Origin of the sequence: Brenneria sp. g21c3, from assembly GCF_040240345.1 — a bacterium.
Taxonomy (GTDB): domain Bacteria; phylum Pseudomonadota; class Gammaproteobacteria; order Enterobacterales; family Enterobacteriaceae; genus Brenneria.
Window position 1 is genome coordinate 136611 of record NZ_JBEIAB010000006.1, and the last position, 16669, is coordinate 153279.

14 protein-coding genes are annotated in these 16669 nt (G+C 54.8%); 6 read left to right on the forward strand and 8 right to left on the reverse strand.

Translation table 11 applies throughout. The features are described from left to right. Window positions 1-128: 128 nt before the first annotated feature. Window positions 129-1049, reverse strand: coding sequence for an ABC transporter permease (locus ABRZ28_RS11790; RefSeq protein ID WP_330520389.1), 921 nt, complete (start codon window positions 1047-1049; stop codon window positions 129-131). A 71-nt stretch (window positions 1050-1120) separates the two neighbouring features. Continuing rightward, entirely contained in the window at window positions 1121-2635 is a 1515-nt protein-coding gene (locus ABRZ28_RS11795; RefSeq protein WP_330520334.1) for a sugar ABC transporter ATP-binding protein, read from the reverse strand. Window positions 2636-2878: 243 nt separating this feature from the next. On the opposite strand from ABRZ28_RS11795, the gene ABRZ28_RS11800 reads away from it, so the two are divergent. Beyond that, on the forward strand, window positions 2879-3985 hold the full coding sequence (locus ABRZ28_RS11800; protein WP_330520335.1) for an oxidoreductase: 1107 nt from the start codon (window positions 2879-2881) through the stop codon (window positions 3983-3985). Between the two features lie 60 nt (window positions 3986-4045). Here ABRZ28_RS11800 and ABRZ28_RS11805 read toward each other — a convergent pair whose 3' ends face one another. From ABRZ28_RS11805 to ABRZ28_RS11815, 3 genes are all read right to left on the reverse strand, one after another. Beyond that, window positions 4046-4258, reverse strand: coding sequence for a KTSC domain-containing protein (locus ABRZ28_RS11805; protein ID WP_330520336.1), 213 nt, complete (start codon window positions 4256-4258; stop codon window positions 4046-4048). Between the two features lie 210 nt (window positions 4259-4468). After that, window positions 4469-5314 (reverse strand): S-formylglutathione hydrolase, encoded by an 846-nt coding sequence (gene fghA / locus ABRZ28_RS11810; RefSeq protein ID WP_330520337.1) that lies wholly within the window; start codon window positions 5312-5314, stop codon window positions 4469-4471. 24 nt (window positions 5315-5338) lie between these two features. Further along, window positions 5339-6460: an S-(hydroxymethyl)glutathione dehydrogenase/class III alcohol dehydrogenase gene (locus ABRZ28_RS11815; protein ID WP_330520338.1), complete on the reverse strand. Its 1122-nt coding sequence runs from the start codon at window positions 6458-6460 to the stop codon at window positions 5339-5341. A 653-nt stretch (window positions 6461-7113) separates the two neighbouring features. Here ABRZ28_RS11815 and ABRZ28_RS11820 point away from each other — a divergent pair. The 3 genes from ABRZ28_RS11820 (at window position 7114) to yeiB (ending at window position 11041) form a co-directional block, all read left to right on the forward strand. After that, window positions 7114-8799 carry a methyl-accepting chemotaxis protein gene (locus tag ABRZ28_RS11820; RefSeq protein ID WP_330520339.1) on the forward strand — a complete coding sequence of 562 codons (1686 nt, stop codon included), beginning with the start codon at window positions 7114-7116 and terminating at the stop codon, window positions 8797-8799. Between the two features lie 299 nt (window positions 8800-9098). Beyond that, the gene (folE, locus tag ABRZ28_RS11825; protein WP_319602814.1) at window positions 9099-9761 is read left to right on the forward strand and encodes a GTP cyclohydrolase I FolE; all 663 of its coding nucleotides are present in this window, start codon (window positions 9099-9101) and stop codon (window positions 9759-9761) included. 116 nt (window positions 9762-9877) lie between these two features. Further along, window positions 9878-11041, forward strand: a complete 1164-nt coding sequence (gene yeiB, locus ABRZ28_RS11830) for a DUF418 domain-containing protein YeiB (RefSeq protein ID WP_330520340.1) — start codon at window positions 9878-9880, stop codon at window positions 11039-11041. A gap of 21 nt (window positions 11042-11062) precedes the next feature. On the opposite strand, the gene sanA is transcribed toward yeiB, so the two are convergent. Both sanA and rimO read right to left on the reverse strand, forming a co-directional pair. Further along, on the reverse strand, window positions 11063-11827 hold the full coding sequence (sanA, locus tag ABRZ28_RS11835) for an outer membrane permeability protein SanA (protein WP_330520341.1): 765 nt from the start codon (window positions 11825-11827) through the stop codon (window positions 11063-11065). Window positions 11828-12020: 193 nt separating this feature from the next. Then, on the reverse strand, window positions 12021-13334 hold the full coding sequence (gene rimO, locus ABRZ28_RS11840) for a 30S ribosomal protein S12 methylthiotransferase RimO (RefSeq protein ID WP_319602811.1): 1314 nt from the start codon (window positions 13332-13334) through the stop codon (window positions 12021-12023). A gap of 377 nt (window positions 13335-13711) precedes the next feature. Here rimO and ABRZ28_RS11845 point away from each other — a divergent pair, with 377 nt between their 5' ends. Next, window positions 13712-14854 carry a PQQ-dependent sugar dehydrogenase gene (locus tag ABRZ28_RS11845; protein ID WP_330520342.1) on the forward strand — a complete coding sequence of 381 codons (1143 nt, stop codon included), beginning with the start codon at window positions 13712-13714 and terminating at the stop codon, window positions 14852-14854. A 14-nt stretch (window positions 14855-14868) separates the two neighbouring features. Here ABRZ28_RS11845 and ABRZ28_RS11850 read toward each other — a convergent pair whose 3' ends face one another. Beyond that, window positions 14869-15486, reverse strand: a complete 618-nt coding sequence (locus ABRZ28_RS11850; protein ID WP_319602809.1) for a glutathione S-transferase family protein — start codon at window positions 15484-15486, stop codon at window positions 14869-14871. A gap of 159 nt (window positions 15487-15645) precedes the next feature. Here ABRZ28_RS11850 and ABRZ28_RS11855 point away from each other — a divergent pair, with 159 nt between their 5' ends. Continuing rightward, window positions 15646-16491, forward strand: coding sequence for a MetQ/NlpA family ABC transporter substrate-binding protein (locus tag ABRZ28_RS11855; protein ID WP_319602808.1), 846 nt, complete (start codon window positions 15646-15648; stop codon window positions 16489-16491). The last annotated feature ends 178 nt before the right edge of the window (window positions 16492-16669 follow it).

Genomic DNA, 16669 nt, shown 5'->3' on the forward strand with positions numbered 1-16669 from the left:
TCGATTTCATGTTTTGCTTTTTATATTCGCCACGGCGATTGATGTCCCGCTTATCCCAATTGCTAACGCCGCGTTATCCCGGACGCTGGTGAAGTCAGCGTCCGGGAATGAACTTCGCAGGAATTATTTCAGCGTTTCTGGATATAGGTCATGGCGAGGGCCAGGGCCAGCACCAGGCCTTTGATGATATCCATGGCATAGTAAGGCACGGAAAGCATCACCAGCCCGTTTTGCAGTACGCCGAGGATGACCGCGCCGACCAGCGTGCCTAATGCGTTGGGTTTGCCTGAACCGGCCAACGAGAAGCCGATATAGGCGGCGGCGACGGCATCCATTAAATAGCCGCCGCCGGCATTGACCTGTGAGGAACCGATCCGCGAGGCCAATAAAATGCCGCCCAGCGCCGCCAGCAATGAAGAGAACAGATAGGCCTGAATCCGATAGCGGGACGTTCTGATGCCGGCCAGACGCGCCGCTTCAGGGTTGCCGCCGATGGCGTACATGCGGCGTCCGTGCTTGGTGAGCGACAGATACAGCTGGACGATGACGGTCACCGCCAGCATGATGACGACAATGACGGGAACCTGCCCCAGCGTGGCGAAAAACTCCGGAATGACGCCCTCGGCCATTTCACCGCTCGGCAGCACCATATTCTGCGTGATGGAGCCGCCGTAGCTGTAGGTCATGGCGACGCCCTGAATGACGAACAGGCTGGCCAGCGTTGCCAGCATATCGGGAATTTTCAGCACCACGATAAGAAATGCGTTAAACAAGCCAACCAGCATACACAGCAGCAGCGTCAGGACGATCGCCCCCGTGGTGCCGAAGCCGTGCCAGACGAACAGCGAAATCACCAGCGCATTGGCCAGCGACGCGGTCGAGCCGACGGAAAGATCGAATCCCCCCACCGACAGCGAGATGGATACGCCAATCGCAATCACGGTGACGATGGCGATTGAGCGCAGGATATTGATGATGTTATAGGGATCGAGAAAGTTGTCCGACGCCAGGCCGAAAAGCGCAATCAGCGCGACGACGGTGATCAGCATGCCCCATTTGTACAAAAATTCGAAAAAGCGGTGACGCAAGGGGAGAACCCCGTTAGGTGATAGTTGGTGACTCACGCGGGAGTTCCTCCAGTTGAATACAAAAGTAGTGTTTCTTCATCAATGGCTGATGCATCCAGTTCGGCGACAATGCGTCCATCCCATAATACGCAGATGCGATCGCACAGACCGATGAGCTCGGAAAATTCGCCCGAGGCGTAAATAATGCCTTTGCCCTGCTGAGCCAGACCGTCAATCAGCGAGAACAGATCCTGTTTGGCTTTGATATCGACGCCTTTGGTGGGTTCATCAAAGATCAGCACCTGCGCTTCACTGCGCAGCCATTTGCCGATAGCGACCTTTTGCTGATTGCCGCCCGACAGCCGCCGCAGTTTTTGCAGCGGCCCGGTGGTGCGGATGGTCAAGCGCGTAATGATCTGTTTAGCCCAGGACAGCGCCTGCCGGTGGCTGAACACGCCCCAGCGGGAAAAGCTGCTGCTGGCGCTGACGCTGAGATTCATGGCGACGGACTCTTCAATAAAAATGCCTTCCTTACGTCGTTCTTCCGGCACCAGGGCGATGCCCTGTTCGACGGACTGATACGGCGAATGCGGGCGCCAGGGCGCGCCGTTATATTCGCCTTGCTCGATTTTGCAGGGCGTGGCGCCGAACAGGGCTTTACACAGTTCGGTTTTTCCCGCGCCCGCCAGGCCGGCGATGCCGAGAATTTCGCCTTTACGCAGCGTCAGCGAGATATCCCGCAGCAAGGTTTCGTCATGCAGTCCTTTAACCCGGATCAAGGGGTCGGGCGATGGCGTGCGGCGTCGCGGCGGGAAGATATCATCCAGCCGGTGTCCCAGCATTTTCTCGACGATTTGCTCGCCGCTTAGCCCTTGCATCGCGCCGCTGCTGACGAATTCGCCGTCGCGCAGCACCGTCAGCGTATCGCAAATCTCGCTTAATTCATGAATACGGTGAGAAATGAAAACGATACCGATGCCCGCGGCCTGTAAACGGCGTACGACCTGGAACAGGCGCGCGCTTTCCGCCTGATCGAGCGGCGCCGTGGGTTCATCTAAAATTAAAAAGCGACATTCGTGGGATAAGGCTCTGGCTAACAGAATTTGTTGTTTTTCCGCCAGCGAACAGCGATCCAGACGTTGGCGCACATCCAGATGGATGCCGAGCTGGTCGAGCAGCGCCTGCGCCTGGCGATAAACCTGCGGCCAGTTGAGGACGTGTCCGTGCTGAGCCAGCGTATCCAGCATAATATTTTCCGCCACGGACAGCGTAGGCACCAGGGCGACGTCCACTTCCTGTTGTACCAGATGGATGCCATACTGTTTGGCCGCGCGGGGCGAATGAATATCGACCCGGCAGCCATCGATCAGGATGTCGCCGCTATAATGGCGGTACACACCGGACAGAATGGTCATCAGGGTCGATTTGCCCGCGCCGTTTGCGCCGGTTAATGCATGAATAGAACCGCCCTCTAGCGTAAAATCAACCTGCTTCAGTGCATGAAAGCCAGAAAATGAGATGGAAATGTTGCGCATTTCCAATCGTGTTCGTTGGGGGGTAGATATCATGTTCAGTAACGCTCTTGGCGGTGATTGTCATCAAAAAAACCGGCCTGAAATGTAACACAGAACTAACATTATTTAATTCAGATTCAGCGTGATAAAGGCGCGAATCTACGAATGAAAAAGAATAAGTTAAGCAAAAAAATTCTTAAACCGCGCCGGGTAAGTGAATAAGATAGCGCTATCAATCATTCTCCTTATTACCGCCATCGATCACGTTCAACGTGGCGCCGCGAGGAACATCAGACCATGAACACAACGGCAATCCGTGTACAGACCGGTCCGGCCAACTATTTTTCTTTTGCCGGCGCCATCGATAAGCTGCTGGATTTTTATTCGCCGGAGGCGCTGAACAACGCGTTATGGATATATGGCGATCGGGCGTTAACGGCGGCCCGGCCTTATCTGCCCGCTGAATTTGATGCCCCGTCGGCGCGGCGCGCGTTGTTCGCGGCGCACTGTAGTCGGGGCGAAGTGGCAAAACTGGCGGCGCTGGCGGGCGACGACTGTCAGGTGGTTATTGGTATCGGCGGCGGCGCGGTATTGGATACGGCCAAGGTGGTGGCGCGCGAAATCGGCGCGCCGCTGGTGGCTATCCCGACGATTGCCGCGACCTGCGCCGCCTGGACGCCGCTTTCCGTGTGGTATACCGATGAGGGCCAGGCGCTGCGCTTTGAGATCTTTCCCGACGCCAATCATCTGGTGCTGGTTGAGCCGCGCATTATCCTGGCGGCGCCCGTCGAGTATCTGCTGGCCGGCGTGGGCGACACGTTGGCGAAGTGGTATGAGGCGGTGGTGCTAAGTCCTCAGCCTGAAAGCTTGCCGTTGACCGTGCGGCTTGGGCTGCAAACCGCGTTGGATATCCGCGATGTGTTGCTGCAAAAAAGCGAATCTGCTTTGCAAGCGGCGGTCAGCGGTACGTTAACGCAGGACTTTCTTGATGTCGTCGATGCCATTATCGCCGGCGGCGGCATGGTCGGCGGATTGGGTGAACGCTACACGCGGGTGGCCGCCGCGCATGCGGTGCATAATGGATTGACGGTGTTGCCGCAGACTGAGCGCTTTCTGCATGGCACCAAAGTGGCGTACGGCATCCTGGTGCAAATTGCGCTGCAAGGGGATATCGAGACGCTACGCCAGTTGAAGGCCGCATTTAAGGTCTTTGGACTGCCGACGTCGCTGGCGGAACTGAATGTGGACATTAACGACGGCCCGTCTATTCAGGCCGTGGTGGAGCGCACCTTGCAACCGAGCGAATCCATTCATTATCTGCCGTTAACGTTGAATGCGTCTGTCTTGCTGGACGCGCTCAGGACGGTGGAAAGCATTAAGGCGGCGGAAACGGCGGCAGGTTGAGCAGGGTGACAACGGGCGGATCAGGCGGCTGTCGCAACAAGCGCCTGATTCGCCTATTGATCACTGAATTTTTTCGTAGGGAAATGAGCTTTTGATGTAGCGGGAGTAATATTGGGATTTAGCGGCACTCGCCATTAACTCTTCATAAATCATTCGGGCCACGCCGCGATATTGATAGATGCCGCCATTCAGCAATTCTATTTCCAGCACATGCTTTTCCTCGTTGTAGCCGACGGAAAACAATTCTGATGATGAAACTCGTTTTCTTTGCAAAATCAAATACTCCCACTAAATTTTTTGTTCGGCGACCACGGGCTGTTTGACAATAGGCGCCGCGCGCCCGTAATGATACGCCTCTGCAAAGATGTTTTATCGGCATGCCGACGCTTTTCTTTACCTGTGGAAAAGCGATCGGGCGGCGATTAATTCCGCCGCCCGATCGTCTCGCGCAAACAAACTCGTCTGAACCGATCAATGTCCCGATTATTGCTGCCGCAAATAGCGGGCGTGAAAGCGCAGGTGATCTTCAATAAAGCTGGCGATGAAAAAATAACTGTGGTCATAGCCGGGCTGAATTCTCAGCGTAAACGGCCAGTCGCGCCGCTTCGCCGGTTCGGCCAGCTTTTCCGGCTGCAACTGCTCAGGTAAAAACCGATCGCCGTCACCCTGATCGATCAGAATAGGGCGTTTGTATTGACTGTTGGCCAGCAAATGGCAACTGTCATACTGCAACCACTGCGTTTCGTCTTCGCCCAGATAAGCGCTTAACGCTTTGCGGCCCCAGGGAACCTGACTGGGATTGACGATAGGCGCGAAAGCGGAAACGGACAGATAACGCTCCGGATTGCGCAATGCCAGCATCAGCGCGCCGTGTCCGCCCATCGAGTGTCCGCTGATGGACTGACGACGGTTGACGTTGAAATGCCGTTGAACCAGCGCCGGCAGTTCATCACGCACGTAATCATACATCTGGTAATGGGCGGCCCAGGGCTGTTGGACGGCATTGACGTAAAATCCGGCGCCCTGACCCAGATCGTAGCCGGCGTCATCCGCGACGTTTTCCCCGCGCGGGCTGGTATCCGCCATAACCAGCACCACGCCCAGCTCGGCGGCGACGCGTTGCGCGCCGGCTTTGATGGTGAAATTTTCATCGTTGCAGGTTAATCCCGATAGCCAGTACAGCACCGGCAGCGGGGCATCATCGACGGTCGGCGGCAGATAGATACTGAACGTCATGTCGCAATGCAACGTGTCCGACGCATGACGGTAGCGCCGTTGCCAGCCGCCAAACAGGCGGTATTCTTCTAGAAGTTCCAGTGACGTGCTCATCGCGCGCAGTCTCCTTGTTCGCCGTTAGCGGAAATGGATGACGGAGCGGATCGACTTACCTTCATGCATTAAATCGAAGGCGGTATTGATCTCTTCCAGCCCCATGGTGTGAGTAATAAAATCACTGAGCTGAAATTCGCCATCCATATAGCGCTGCACAATGCCCGGCAATTGGCTGCGGCCTTTCACGCCGCCGAAGGCGGACCCGCGCCACACGCGTCCGGTCACCAGTTGGAACGGGCGGGTGGCGATCTCTTCGCCCGCGCCGGCGACGCCGATAATCACCGATTCGCCCCAGCCTTTGTGGCAGCATTCCAGCGCCGAACGCATCACGTTAACATTGCCGATACACTCAAAGGAGAAATCGACGCCGCCGTCAGTGAGCTCGACAATCACCTCCTGAATGGGTTTATCGTAGTCTTTGGGATTAATCAGGTCGGTGGCGCCCAGCTTACGCGCCAGATCGAATTTGCTGGTATTGATATCAATGCCGATGATCCGTCCGGCGCCGGCCATATGCGCGCCGATAATCGCCGACAGCCCGATGCCGCCGAGTCCGAAGATCGCCACGCTGTCGCCGGGTTGCACTTTGGCGGTGTTGATAACGGCGCCCATGCCGGTGGTGACGCCGCAGCCGAGCAGGCAGACTTCTTCCAGCGGCGCTTCCTTGCTGATTTTAGCCAGCGAGATTTCAGGCACCACGGTGAGCTCGGAGAACGTGGAGGTCCCCATATAGTGGAAAATCGGCTGACCGTCTTTGGAAAAGCGGGTGGTGCCGTCGGGCATCAGCCCTTTTCCCTGCGTGGTGCGGATTGCCTGGCACAGATTGGTCTTGCCGGAGCGACAGAATTTACATTCGCCGCATTCGGGGGTGTACAGGGGGATCACGTGATCGCCGACGGCGACGCTGGTCACGCCTTCGCCGACGGCTTCGACGATACCGCCGCCCTCATGTCCGAGGATGGCCGGGAAAACGCCTTCCGGGTCTTTACCCGAAAGCGTGTAGGCATCGGTATGGCAAACGCCGCTGGCAATGATGCGGACCAGCACTTCACCTCTCTGCGGCGGCATCAGATCCACTTCCTCAATGGACAGCGGTTGGTTTGGTCCCCAGGCGACGGCGGCACGGGTTTTAATCATTTGCATGGTGTGAGATCTCTCATGTCGGCAGTATGTTGCAGGAAAGTTTAACCTTAGTTGCCAAATTATTTTAGTGAAGATTATCTTTAAAGTGGAATTCCTTGCTGATGCGTTTTCCTGGGCTGCCGCATCAGCATCGTCAGACCCGCCGCCGAGGTTTTGTCATTGCGACTGATGCAACATCATTCCGCCGGCCCGCATACTGAGGGGGGCTTCGCCGCGGCTCGCGTCAATAATCAATCATTGCCTGATTATTTAAAGGCTTTTATGAAAAATAGCATTGAGTTATGAAAAAGAGTGTGTTGAGTCATTTTTATTATTATGCAGACGATTTCAGTTTGAGGGAATTTGGCTATCGAGAATTAAACGGGCATGAAATAAATGAACGGGTTGGTTTATTATCTCATCAAACACCGCTAATTATTTTCCTAATATTCAAACAAATAACAGCAAACAAATAATAGTCATTGGCTATTGTTTTTGTGATTGTCATCGAATTTGTTGATCAAAAGAAGTAAACCCCTCGCGATTACTGCCGATAACGAAAAGGAAAAACAGGATTATGCCGCCAAAAATGTAACAAAAGGTTTGCTTTTGTGTTAAAAATTAGCATTGAGTAAATAAAAGTGTTCGTTAAATAATGAATAAGGGGTTTTTCTGTGAGATTTTTAAAAAATATCACCATCAGGGCCATGCTTTTAAGCATTCTGGGAATATTCCTACTTTTATGGGGCGGGGTATCGCTCTATATGTCGTCATCACTGAGCGAAATGACCAATTTATTAGAATCGGGGGAAATACAGAAAAAAAATGCCGACACCATCGCCGACGGCAGCGATCAATATTTTCGCGCCGCTATCCGTTTAATTCGGGCAATGGATTATAACCAGAGCGGCGAAACCGCCGAGGTGGACAAGTTGCTCGTCTCGGCGGATGAAGCGATAAAAAACACCTTGGCCAAGCTGGCGGAATTTAAAGCCGCCGATCACGGCGATGTCGATCAGGCCATGGTCGAAGAGATGGCGGGAAACTGGACGCGGCTGATTGAGAACGGGTTGCAACCGCTGTTTGCATCGGTTCGCGACAATCGTCCCGAGGCGTTTCGTCATCTGTTCAGAGATGTTTATCCTAATCTGAGTATCACCTTCGGCGGCAGCATGGACAAATATCAGGCCAATGCTATCGCCTCCTCCGGCAGTTCGTTTGCCCGCGTACACGATCTGGTCGGCTGGAACAAAACTATCCTGCTGGTCGCGGCCATCGTCGGCCTGTTGATTTTGCTACTGACCGACCGCTATCTGGCGAATTATCTGGTCAAGCCGTTGGACATGATTAAAGGCCACTTCAAGGTGCTGGCGGATGGCCAGCTAGGCATACATCTTGATGACTTTGGCCGCAACTGCGTCGGCCAATTGATCCCTTTCTTGCGGGATATGCAAAGTAGCCTGATCAATACGGTTTCAACCATTCGCGATAGCGCCTCGTCGATCTATCAAGGCGCGAGTGAAATCAAAGGCGGCAATAACGATCTCTCTTCCCGTACCGAGCAGCAGGCCGCGGCGTTGGAACAAACGGCCGCCAGTATGGAACAGCTCGGCGCCACGGTGAAGCAAAACGCGGAGAACGTTCATCAGGCCAGCAAACTGGCGCAGGATGCCGCCATCGCCGCCAAAAAAGGGGGCGAAGTCACCACGGGGGTGGTGGGAACGATGGCCAATATCGCCACCAGCTCGAAAAAAATCGCCGATATTACCAGCGTCATCAACGGCATAGCCTTCCAAACCAATATCCTGGCGCTTAACGCCGCGGTGGAAGCGGCCAGAGCCGGCGAGCAAGGGCGAGGTTTTGCGGTGGTGGCGGGGGAAGTGCGTAATCTGGCACAGCGTAGCGCGCAGGCCGCCAAGGAAATCGAGGGGTTGATCGCCGAGTCGGTGGAGCGGGTAAATACCGGCTCGCATCAGGTCACGCAAACCGGTGAAGCGATGGAGTCCATCATTACCGCCATTACCCGGGTCAACGATCTGATGGGCGAGATTGCCTCGGCTTCCGACGAACAAAGCCGCGGTATCAGCCAGATCGGTCAGGCGGTGACGGAAATGGATGGCGTAACCCAGCAGAATGCCGCATTGGTGCAGGAGTCCGCCGCCGCCGCCGCCTCTCTGGAAGATCAAGCCCGTCAGTTAACCGCGGCGGTATCCGTCTTCCAACTGTCCGTCAATGAAACGCGTCGGCAGGGCGGCAATCAGCAGCCGGCAAAAACGCTGCCGACAGCCGCGCCCGTGTTGCTTGCCGCAGACAAAAGCAAGAAGAACGCAAGCGGCAGTGATAATTGGGAAACCTTCTGATGAAAAGCCGGAAAAACCGTTATCGAAAGCCGTCCCGGCGGTGGTTGCGGTAGCGAACGCCGTTGCAACCTGAAAGGGGAAACGTATAAACTCTCAGCAAGCACCGGCGTCGCGGCCGGTGCTTTTGTTTTTTCTCATCCCACAGGGTTGGCAAGGGAATAGCCGGTGAATGATAAGCTGAATCTATTTCAACTATCATGAGGCACTATCACTGGATAATCGTTTCTCTCTCAACTACAGTGGTGGCGCGTATTGGCCCGGCCAACGTCAAGATGAGTAACACCTGCTGGAGAATAATAATGTCATCCTTAAGTAAAGAAGCCGTCATGGTTCATGAAGCGTTGATGGCGCGAGGTCTTGAAACGCCGCTGCGTGGAGAGTTGTTAGATCGGGATACGCGGAAAAAGCGGATTGCCGCGCATATGACGGAAGTGATGAATCTGCTCAGTCTTGATTTGGAAGATGACAGTCTGGCAGAGACCCCGCATCGCATTGCGAAAATGTATGTTGATGAAATATTCTCCGGTCTGGATTATGCCAATTTTCCTAAAATCACCATCATTGAGAACAAGATGAAGGTGGATGAAATGGTCACCGTCCGGGATATCACCTTGACCAGCACCTGTGAACATCATTTCGTGACCATCGACGGCAAGGCGACGGTCGCCTATATTCCGAAAGATGGGGTGATTGGCTTATCAAAAATCAACCGTATCGTGCAGTTCTTTTCTCAACGTCCGCAGGTGCAGGAACGCTTGACGCAGCAAATCCTGATTGCCCTGCAAACGCTGTTGGGTACCAATAATGTCGCCGTATCGATTGACGCCGTGCATTATTGCGTCAAAGCGCGCGGCATCCGCGACGCCACCAGTGCGACGACCACCACGTCGCTGGGCGGACTATTCAAATCCAGTCAGAACACCCGTCAGGAATTTCTACGCGCGGTACGTCATCACGGTTAATTCATTCTTCGGCGGGCGCGATGCTAAATAAGCGCCCGTCTATCAACAAAATGCGTATTATTTCTGGCCGTCTGTTAATACAATCATCTATTCCGATGATTTGATACGTAGACGCTATGCCTTCTAAACCCACACCGTCATCACGTATTGCGACGCTGGATTTTGCGCGAGGCGTCGCGGTACTTGGTATTTTACTGATGAATATCACGGCGTTCGGCTTACCGAAGGCCGCCTATCTCAATCCCGCCTATCAGGGATTGCCCGCGTCGAGCGATGTCTGGACCTGGGCCATTATGGATCTGACGGTGCAGGCGAAATTTCTGACGCTATTTTCGCTGCTGTTTGGCGCGGGATTGCAGCTTTTGTTGTCGCGCGGCACGGCGTGGATCCATGCCCGGCTGTTCTGGCTGATGATCATGGGGCTGATCCATACCATTTTCTTCTGGGATGGCGACATTCTGCTGGATTATGGCCTGATTGGGCTGGTGTGTTACGGCATGATTCGCCATGCGCAGGGCAGTCGGATCTTGCTGCGCAGCGGCGCGATCATGTATGTCGTCGGGATTGGCGTGTTGCTGGTGTTAAGCCAGTTGCTCAACCTGCAACCGGGACGCTTCTGGCAGCCGGCGGCGACGGATATCGCCTATGAGGTCCATTGGCAGACATCGGGCGGGCCGGAGGCGTGGCGTAACCGGGTAGATCTGCTTATCGACAGCTTATTGTCGCTGGGCGTTCAATACGGCTGGTTATTGGCGGGTTCCATGTTGTTTGGCGCGGGATTGATGCGCAGCGGCTGGCTAAAGGGCGCGTTTCGTCTGACGCATTATCGCCGACTGGCCTTATGGATAATTCCTCTGGCGCTGTTTATCAACGGCGTCGGGGTGGCGGCGCAATGGCTGGTTCACTGGGAATATCGCTGGAGCGGCCTGTTATTGCAGATCCCGCGCGAACTGAGCGCGCCGTTACAGGCGATAGGGTATCTGGCTCTGTGTTATGGATTCTGGCCGACATTATGCCGGTGGCGTATCACATACTGGATCGCCGATATCGGCCGCATGGCGCTGACAAATTATTTATTGCAAACCCTGGTATGCACGGTGCTGTTTAATCATCTCGGGCTGTTTATGCGTTTGGACCGCCTGCAACTGGCGGCGATCGTTCCCGTGGTTTGGGGGATAAATCTGCTCTTTTCCCACTACTGGCTGAAATCGTTTCAACAAGGGCCGTTCGAATGGCTGTGGCGCAAGCTGACTGCGGCGGTTGCGCGCGCGCCGCGATGATTCTTCTTCGCGCGGGCGACGTTATTGCGCCGTTCTTTCCGCCGCGTCGTCCGCCGCGCTTGCCGGCCGCTCTGAAACGGCGGGCGCGATATTCGGCAGTTGTTCAGGCAGCACCGCGGGGTAGTCCTGCGCATCATCAGGAATATTATGCTGGGCGGGAATAGAGATGGTGGGGCCGAGAAAGCGGGGCTCGCGTTTCAGGATATACAAATCAAACAACGCGCCCAGTCTGGCGCCAAACTCCCGCACACGCACCATCATGATATTTTTCGGCGACGGCACGGCATAACATTGCGCCTGAATGCCAAGATGCAAAGCGATGAATAACGCGCGTTCACAATGAAAACGTTGGGTGATAATGGTGAAATCATTGGTATCGAACACTTTTCGTGTCCTGACGATCGAATCCAGCGTCCGAAATCCCGCATAATCCAGCACGATGTCCGTCGGCGGTACGCCGGCGGCGATTAAGTCGCGACGCATGGTCATGGGTTCGTTATAGCTTTGCTGGGCGTTATCGCCGCTCAGCAACAGGTAACTGACTTTACCGCTGTTATAGGCATTCAACGCGCCCTGAATACGGAAGAGGTAATACTGATTGATAACCCCGGTGCGGTAATACTTGGCGGTACCCAGCACCACGCCAACCTGGCGTGACGGCAGATCCTGGAGTTCGTCGTAGACAAAAGGAGCGGTTTTCCAACTGATCCAGCGATCGAGAACAAAAGCAGACAGCAACAGCGCGCCAATGATTGTTAACAGGCTGTATACCAAGCGTTTCCACATGCTTATGCCTCGGATAAGGCGATCGGAGTAGTCATGACCCAAGGCTACTTTACCTGAAAGTCAGACGCAAGGCGCAGGCGTCACAGGGGGATGATTATTGATGAATTTTACCGCAACAGGGTGAAAAGCGGACAGGTTGAATAACCATGCCGGTCTTGTCTTGAACAAAAGACCGGCAAAGAGAGAGGGACGATCAGATCCGGCTGCCCCACAAATCGTACTCGTCTGCGTGTTCTATCTTCACGCTCACGATATCGCCGACCTTAACGTCGGTCTCGCCATTCAGGTACACCACGCCGTCGATCTCCGGCGCATCGGCCATACTGCGGCCAATCGCGCCTTCAGCGTCGATTTCATCGATCAGCACCAGCAACTGCCGACCGATTTTTTCCTGTAGGCGTTGCGAGGAAATTTTCTGCTGAAGCTGCATGAAGCGGTGATAACGTTCTTCCTTGACCTCTTCCGGCACCTGGTCGGGCAGTTCGTTCGCCGCCGCGCCTTCCACCGGGCTGTATTTGAAACAACCGACGCGATCCAGTCTGGCCTGTTGCAGGAAATCCAGCAGCATCTGGAAATCCTCTTCCGTTTCACCCGGAAAGCCGACGATAAACGTTGAGCGTAACGTCAGTTCCGGGCAGATTTCCCGCCAGCGTTTGATGCGCTCCAGCGTTCTTTCCACCGCGCCGGGGCGTTTCATCAGCTTGAGGATGCGAGGGCTGGCGTGTTGCAAAGGAATATCCAGATACGGCAGGATTTTCCCTTCGGCCATCAACGGAATGACGTCATCCACGTACGGATAAGGGTAGACGTAATGCAGGCGCACCCACACGCCCAATGTGGCAAGCTGTTCGCACAGGCTGACCATACTGGTTTTCACCGGTTGTCCGTTCCAGAAGCCGGTGCGTTGCTTGACATCGGCGCCGTAGGCGGAAGTATCCTGAGAAATCACCAGCAATTCTTTGACGCCCGCCTCGACCAGTCGTTTCGCCTCATCCAGCACCGAGCCAATCGGACGGCTGTCCAGATCGCCGCGCATGGAGGGAATAATGCAGAAGGTGCAGCGATGGTTGCAGCCTTCCGATATTTTTAAATAAGCGTAATGACGCGGCGTCAGCTTCACGCCCTGCGCCGGAACCAGGCTGGTGAACGGATGGTGCTCCGGTTTGGGCGCATATTGATGCACATGCGCCAGTACCTGCTCATAGCTGTGCGGCCCGGTGATTTCCAACACCTTGGGATGGACTTCCCGGATTTGGTTCTCTTTGGCGCCCAGACAGCCGGTGACGATAACCTTGCCGTTTTCATTCAGCGCTTCGCCGATGGCTTCCAGCGACTCTTGCACGGCGCTGTCGATAAAACCACAGGTATTGACGATCACCAGTTCGGCATCGTCGTAGCGCGGCACCACCTGGTAACCTTCAGTACGCAATTCGGTCAGGATCCTCTCGGAGTCCACCAGATTTTTCGGGCAGCCCAGGCTTACGAAGCCAATGCGGGGTTGTTGCATGTTATTTGCTCACAATGTATTCAAAAAGGAAAACCGCCGAATTCTACACCATAGTCGGTGTGGCTTATAGTCATACGACTAAAGTCAGCGGGCGATTATATGCTGGTCGGCTTGTTCGCATGGACGGGCATTTTCTATATCGCCGCCGGCATGACGCTCGCGGATAGCCGTGCGATTCAACGGCGGCATCCACTTTATGAAATAACGGGACATCAATAGCATCAGAACGATCGAGTCACGATAATCTGTACCGGTAAGGCACGCACAGGATATCGTTCCTCTTTTTCTTCAGAAAATGTAAAGCTGTCGTCGATTTTTTGCACAAACATTCCCCGCCGCCTAAATTTACAGAACTTTTGTTGAATGGAGACAACGCCATGCCTTACCGCCCGCTATCGTTATCCCTACCGCCGCTGAGCCGCGGGTTATTTCTGGCCGCTGCATTGCTGTTTTCCGCCTCGTTGTTCGCCGCGCCGCTCAAGGTGACGGAGTTGCAGGATAAACTCGATCATCCCTGGTCATTGGCTTTTTTGCCGGACGAACAGGGGATTCTGATTACCGAACGGGCGGGTAATTTACGCCGCTGGCAGGCGGCAGGCGGGCTTTCCGAGCCTATCGCCGGCGTGCCGAAGGTGTATGCCAAATCGCAGGGCGGGCTGCTGGACGTGACGTTGTCGCCTGATTTTGCCCAGAACCGGCGCATCTATCTGAGTTTTGCCGAAGAGGGCGAAGATGGAAAAGCGGGAACGGCGGTGGGCTATGGTCGTCTGTCGGATGACTATACGCAGTTGGAGAATTTTACGGTTTTCTTCCGCCAGCAGCCCAAGTTGTCCACCGGAAACCATTTCGGCGGCAGGCTGGCGTTCGACCGTCAGGGATATCTGTTTATTGCCTTAGGTGAGAATAATCAACGGCCGACGGCGCAGGAACTGGACAAACTCCAGGGGAAAATTGTCCGTCTGAGCGCGGACGGGGAAATTCCGCCGGATAATCCGTTGGTTAACCGACCCGGCGTCCGACCGGAAATCTGGTCATACGGTCATCGCAACCCGCAGGGGATGGCGCTGAATCCCTGGTCGGGCGCGCTGTGGGAAAATGAGCACGGGCCGCGCGGCGGCGACGAAATCAATATTCCCCAAGCCGGCGAGAACTACGGCTGGCCGCTAGCCACCTACGGCATCAACTATTCCGGGCTGAAGATCCCCGAGGCCAAAGGCGAACAGGTGGCGGGCATGGCGAATCCCATTTTTTACTGGCAGAAATCCCCGGCCGTCAGCGGTATGGCGTTTTATAACAGCGACCGATTCCCACAGTGGAAAAACTCGCTGTTTATCGGCGCGCTGGCGGAGCGGAATTTGATCCGCCTGACGCTGGATGGCGATAAGGTGGCGGCGGAGGAGCGATTGCTGAATGAGCGCGATGAACGTATTCGCGACGTGCGGGTAGGGCCGGACGGCTATCTTTATGTGCTGACCGATCATGATAACGGCAAGCTGCTAAAAGTAGGGCCAGGCACCTGACGGTGCCTGCTATTTCAGGATAACGGGATCATGACGTGTGTTTGATAGGCCGGACGCGCCGTGAGCTGTTGATACCAGCGCGCCAGATTGGGATGCGCCTGGCGCTCGATGGGCATGTTAAGCCAGCCATAGGCGATGCAGCCCAGCGGAATGTCGCCGATGCCGAATTTATCGCCCGATAACCAGGTTTGGTTCGCCAGCGCCGCATCAGCAATGCTCAATAGCCGCTCACATTCCGTCATCCCTTTTTCCACCAGCGCCATATCGCGTTTGTCCGCCGCGACGCGCACCATATTGATAAAGACAGGACCAAACGCGCTCGCCAGCGTAATCGACCAGTCCATCCACTTTTCGGCGTTCGCCCTTGCGCCGGCATCCGTAATATACAGCGAGTTTTCTCCGTATTGCGCGGCCAGATAACGCACTATCGTGTTGGACTCCCACAGCACCAGCTCGCCGTCCTGTAAACAGGGAACCAGTCCGTTAGGGTTCATCGCCAGATAATGCGCATCCTGATTGCGGCCGAACTGCCCGCCGGCCGGGATATGTTGGTAAGGCAGCGCCAATTCCGCCGCGCACCAAAGCACTTTCTTGACGTTAGTCGAGTTTTCACGTCCCCAAATCGTTACCATTCGGTATCTCCGGAAAGAAAAAGTTTATGCTGTGAAGGATAAAGTAAACTACCCAGCGAGTCGTAGATGAGAAATAATGATATGCCTTTTTAATCTTTATGATTTAACTTGTTATTCTCAATAATGACGAAAAGTCGTGTTCTGACAGGAAATATTTCAATGAAATTGACACACTCTCTTCGTGCAACGTTGGGTGTTGCACTATTGGCGGCCGGTATTCAAGCGGCCTGCGCCAACAGCGATCCGCACACTATTGTCTTCGGCGTGGCGCCGGGGCCTTATGGCGATATGGTTAATCAGGCGATTAAACCTGAACTGGCGAAAAAAGGTTACAAAGTGGTAGTGCGCGAATTCAGCGACTACGTTCAGCCCAATCTCGCTCTCGCCAACGGCAGTATTGACGCCAACCTGTTCCAGCACACGCTGTATCTGGAAAAATTCGCGGCGGATAAAAACCTGAAAATCAGTCGGTTGATCGTGGTGCCGACGGCCAGCATGGGGCTTTACTCCAATAAAATCAAATCATTGGATGAACTGAAAAAGGGCGACGTCATCACCTTGTCCAACGATGCCACCAACCTTGCCCGCGGCCTGCGTTTTTTACAATCGCTGGGTCTGATCACCATTAAGCCCGATATCGATGCCACCAAAGCATCGGAAAAGGATATTGTCGAAAACCCGCGCGGTTTGGTTTTCAAACCGCTGGAGGCCGCGCAGTTACCCAGAACGCTGGACAGCGTGACCGGTTCGCTGGTTAATGGCAATTTCGCCTTTGCGGCGGGACTCAAGCTGTCTTCCGCCATCAAGCTGGAAACGCTGGATGAAAATCTGAAGAATGTGATTGCGGTGCGCACGGAAGATCTGGATAAGCCGTTTGTCAAAGATACCAAGGCCGTTGTTGAATCGCCCGCCTATGCCGCGGTGATTAACCAGCCGGGGTCGATGTTCAGTCAGTTCCAGAAACCGGAATGGATGCTGGCGACCACGCCCGCGCCCGCACAATAAGCGCGAGCCGGTATCGCCTGATAGCCGCGCGTTTCGTTCGAGAAGCGATATGCTCGGGGAAAATCCCAACGGAGCGGGTAATATCAGGCCAGGCGAGCGAGAGCAGGCGGCGCCGGCAATTAACCTGTGGTATTTGTCTGGCCGGTCAGTGACCGGCTTTCTTCTTTTCCGCTAATGC